The 3,067-nt window shown below is 69.4% G+C and carries 4 protein-coding genes; 2 read left to right on the top strand and 2 right to left on the bottom strand.

All coding sequences use genetic code 11. The features are described 5' to 3' along the window. Together NON22_RS22495 and NON22_RS22490 are read left to right on the top strand one after the other, a co-directional pair. A partial coding sequence (locus tag NON22_RS22495) for a DUF4785 family protein (protein ID WP_257389228.1) occupies positions 1-268 on the top strand: 268 nt, incomplete at its 5' end. Between the two features lie 332 nt (positions 269-600). Then, positions 601-1,773, top strand: coding sequence for an MFS transporter (locus NON22_RS22490; RefSeq protein WP_257389227.1), 1,173 nt, complete (start codon positions 601-603; stop codon positions 1,771-1,773). Here NON22_RS22490 and epmA read toward each other — a convergent pair. Continuing rightward, on the bottom strand, positions 1,752-2,711 hold the full coding sequence (gene epmA / locus NON22_RS22485; RefSeq protein WP_257389226.1) for an EF-P lysine aminoacylase EpmA: 960 nt from the start codon (positions 2,709-2,711) through the stop codon (positions 1,752-1,754). The genes NON22_RS22490 and epmA overlap by 22 nt on opposite strands. Beyond that, the coding region (locus NON22_RS22480) for a BRCT domain-containing protein (protein WP_306673970.1) at positions 2,708-3,067 on the bottom strand (360 nt) is incomplete at its 5' end. The genes epmA and NON22_RS22480, both read right to left, overlap by 4 nt.

Below are 3,067 nucleotides of genomic sequence, written 5' to 3'. Positions count from 1 at the left end.
CGGCATCGAAGCCGCGAGCGCGAGCCGCTACCAGCTCGCCGGCGTGCTCTACGGCACCGCCGCCGACGGCACGCGCCGCCCGGCCGCCTACGCCCAGGCCGCCGCGTGGCTCGACGCCGGCAACGGCCGCCTGACCCTGAGCTTCGACCGCAGCACCCTCGAAGCCGGCAAGCTCGCGGCCCCGTACGAACTGCGCGACCTGCGCCTGTCCGACCAGGCCGACCTCGCGCTGATCGAACGCCGCGCGCGGGCGGTCGAAGTGCCTTAGGGCCGGGAATCGGGAATCGGAGAGCAAAGCGGGTCCGCTGAGCTTTCCGATTCCCGGAGCCGGAAATGGGGAATCGGGAATCGGAAGGCGAAGCTCGGGCCGAGCCTTCCGATTCCCGCTCCTCGTCTCGTCAGTTGTCCCGCATCGAGCACCGCGATTTCGCGCCATCTGATGCGGGCTCCCACCCGCACTCCACGCTCCCGCGATCCTTCCTTACCCAATTCCCCATTTACCCCATTCCCTGCTCCCTCTCCTGAAGAAGCGGGAATCGCAGCGCCGCACTCCCCGCTCCCACGATTCCCCATTCCCGTTTTATGGCACGCTAGCGTGCTATGCCGACCGCCGTCCCCACGCTGCGCCTGTCCAGCTTCTACTTCATGTACTACGCCGTGCTCGGCGGGTTCACGCCGTACTGGAGCCTGTATCTGAAGGACCGCGGCCAGGACGCCGCGGCGATCGGCCTGCTCATGAGTCTCTGGTACGCGACGCGCATCGTCGCGCCGAGCAGCTGGAACTGGCTCGCGGCGCGCTCGGCGCGGCCGATACGCTGGCTGCACCTGGGCTGTCTGGCCAGCGTCGCCAGCTTCTGCGCGTTCCTGCTGCCGCTCGACTTCGCCGGCCTGTTCGCCGCGATGTGCGTCTTTTGCTTTTTCCATAATGCGACCATGCCGCAGTTCGAGGCGATCACGTTGTCGCATCTGCACGGTATCGCCGAGCGCTACGGCACGATCCGTGTCTGGGGCTCGATCGGCTTCATCGGCATCGTCGCGCTGTTCGGCTTCCTGCTCGACCACCTCGCCGTCGCCTGGCTGCCGCTGCTGATGCTGCCGCTGCTGCTCGGCACGACCGGATCGGCCTTCGCCAACGACTACGGTCCGGCCCAGCGCAGTGCGCTGCCCGCGGCCGGGGCCGAGTTCCGCGCGCGGCTGCGCCGGCCCGAAGTCATCGCCTTCTTCCTGGTCTGCCTGCTCGTGCAGCTGTCGTTCGGGCCGCTGTACACGTTCTTCTCGCTGTATCTCGAACAGCACGGCTACAAGCCGTCGGCGCTCGGTCTGTTCTGGGCTATCGGCGTGACCGTCGAGGTGTTCGTGTTCTTCCTGTCGCCGCGGCTGTTCCTGCGCTGGCCGGCGCAGACCGTGCTCGTCGTCGCCGTCGCCAGCGCGGCCGTGCGCTGGCTCGTGACGGCGCTGTTTCCCGACTCGGTCGTCGTCATGACCCTGGCCCAGCTGACCCACGCGGTCAATTTCGCCGCATTCTTCGCGAGCGTCATGCAGCTGATGGCGCAGTACTTCCCGGGGCCGCTCGGCGGCCACGGCCAGGGCGTGTTCTACGGTTTCTCCTCGGGCGTCGGCGGCGCGCTCGGCGCACTGATCGCCGGCCAGGCCTGGCGCTGGGGCGGCGGCGAGCTCGCGTTCGAGGTCGCCGCGGCCTTCGCCGCGATCGCCGCGCTGATCGCCTGGCGCTGGGTACGGCCGGTGCCGGCTCAGGCCGTCGCGAACGGATAGGCCAGCACGGCGCGGATGTCGTCGGTCTGCGCGAGGCACATCAGCAGACGCTCGACGCCGAGCGCGACGCCGGCGCAGTCCGGCAGCCGGTCGAGCACCGCGAGCAGATTCTCGTCCAGCGGCACTTCGACGAGGCCGCGCTCGCGGCGGCGCGCGTTGTCGCGCTCGAAACGCGCGCGCTGCTCGGCCGCGTCATTGAGCTCGTGATAGCCGTTGGCGAGTTCATAGGGTCCGAGGTACAGCTCGAAGCGCTCGGCCACGACGACGTCGCCGTCGTCGCGCAACCGCGCGAGCGCGCACTGGCTGGCCGGATAATCATGGATCACGGTGATCGCGTCCGGCGCGAACTGCGGCTGCAGGCGATGGGTGATCAGCAGATCCAGCCAGTCGTCGCGGACGAGGCCGTCCGGATCGATCGAGAACGCCGCGAGCGGCGCGGCGAGCTCGGCTTCGCTCGCGACGAACGGATCGAGACCGAGACCCTGCAGGAACAGCTCGCGATAGCTCAGCCGCCGTACCGTCGCCGTGCGCTCCTGCAAGGCCAGCGCCTGCTGCACGAGCGCGCAGGTTTCGTCCATGAGCGCGCGATGGTCCCAGCCGACCCGGTACCACTCCAGCATCGTGAATTCCGGATTGTGCCGCCGCCCGGCCTCGCCGTTGCGGAACACGCGACCGAGTTCGTAGCAGTCGCCGAGACCGCCCGCGAGCAGCCGCTTCAGCGGAAATTCCGGCGACGTGCGCAGCCAGCGCCGCGCCGTGCCGGCATCGCGATGCCCGCTGAACTGCGTCGTGAAGCTCTCGATGTTCGCGTCGGTGTTGCCGGCCGCCGACAGGATCGGCGTCTCGACTTCGAGCACGCCGCGCGTGTGGAAGAACTCGCGCATGAGCCGGTAGAGCGCGGCACGCAGACGCAGATTGTCCGCTCCCGCGAGGATCACGATGAGCCCTGCTCCGCCAGGAAACCGAGCAGCCGCGCTTCGTCCCAGATCTCGATGCCGAGTTCGTTGGCCTTGTCGAGCTTGGAGCCGGCGCCCGGGCCTGCGACGACGAAGTCGGTCTTCTTCGACACGCTGCCGGAGACTTTCGCGCCGAGCGCTTCGAGCCTGTCCTTCGCCTCGTCGCGGCTCATCGCTTCCAGGGTGCCGGTCAGCACGACGGTCTTGCCGTCCAGCGGCAGTGCGCCGGCCGCGCCGGCCGGCTGCGGCGTCGCCTGCAGCAGCAGGTCGAGCGCGCCGGCGCAGCGCGACAGCAGTGCGGCGTGCTCGGGCTCCGCGCGCCAGTCGACGAACGCTTC

The sequence above is a fragment of the Tahibacter caeni genome (assembly GCF_024609805.1).
GTDB classification, from domain to species: domain Bacteria; phylum Pseudomonadota; class Gammaproteobacteria; order Xanthomonadales; family Rhodanobacteraceae; genus Tahibacter; species Tahibacter caeni.
Note: the sequence above shows the minus strand (reverse complement) of the source record. Positions and strands in the feature narration are given on the sequence as shown.

Excerpts from the sequence above, each read along its gene's own strand:
- NON22_RS22490 (WP_257389227.1), top strand. The coding sequence starts at position 601 with ATGCCGACCGCCGTCCCCACGCTGCGCCTGTCCAGCTTCTACTTCATG.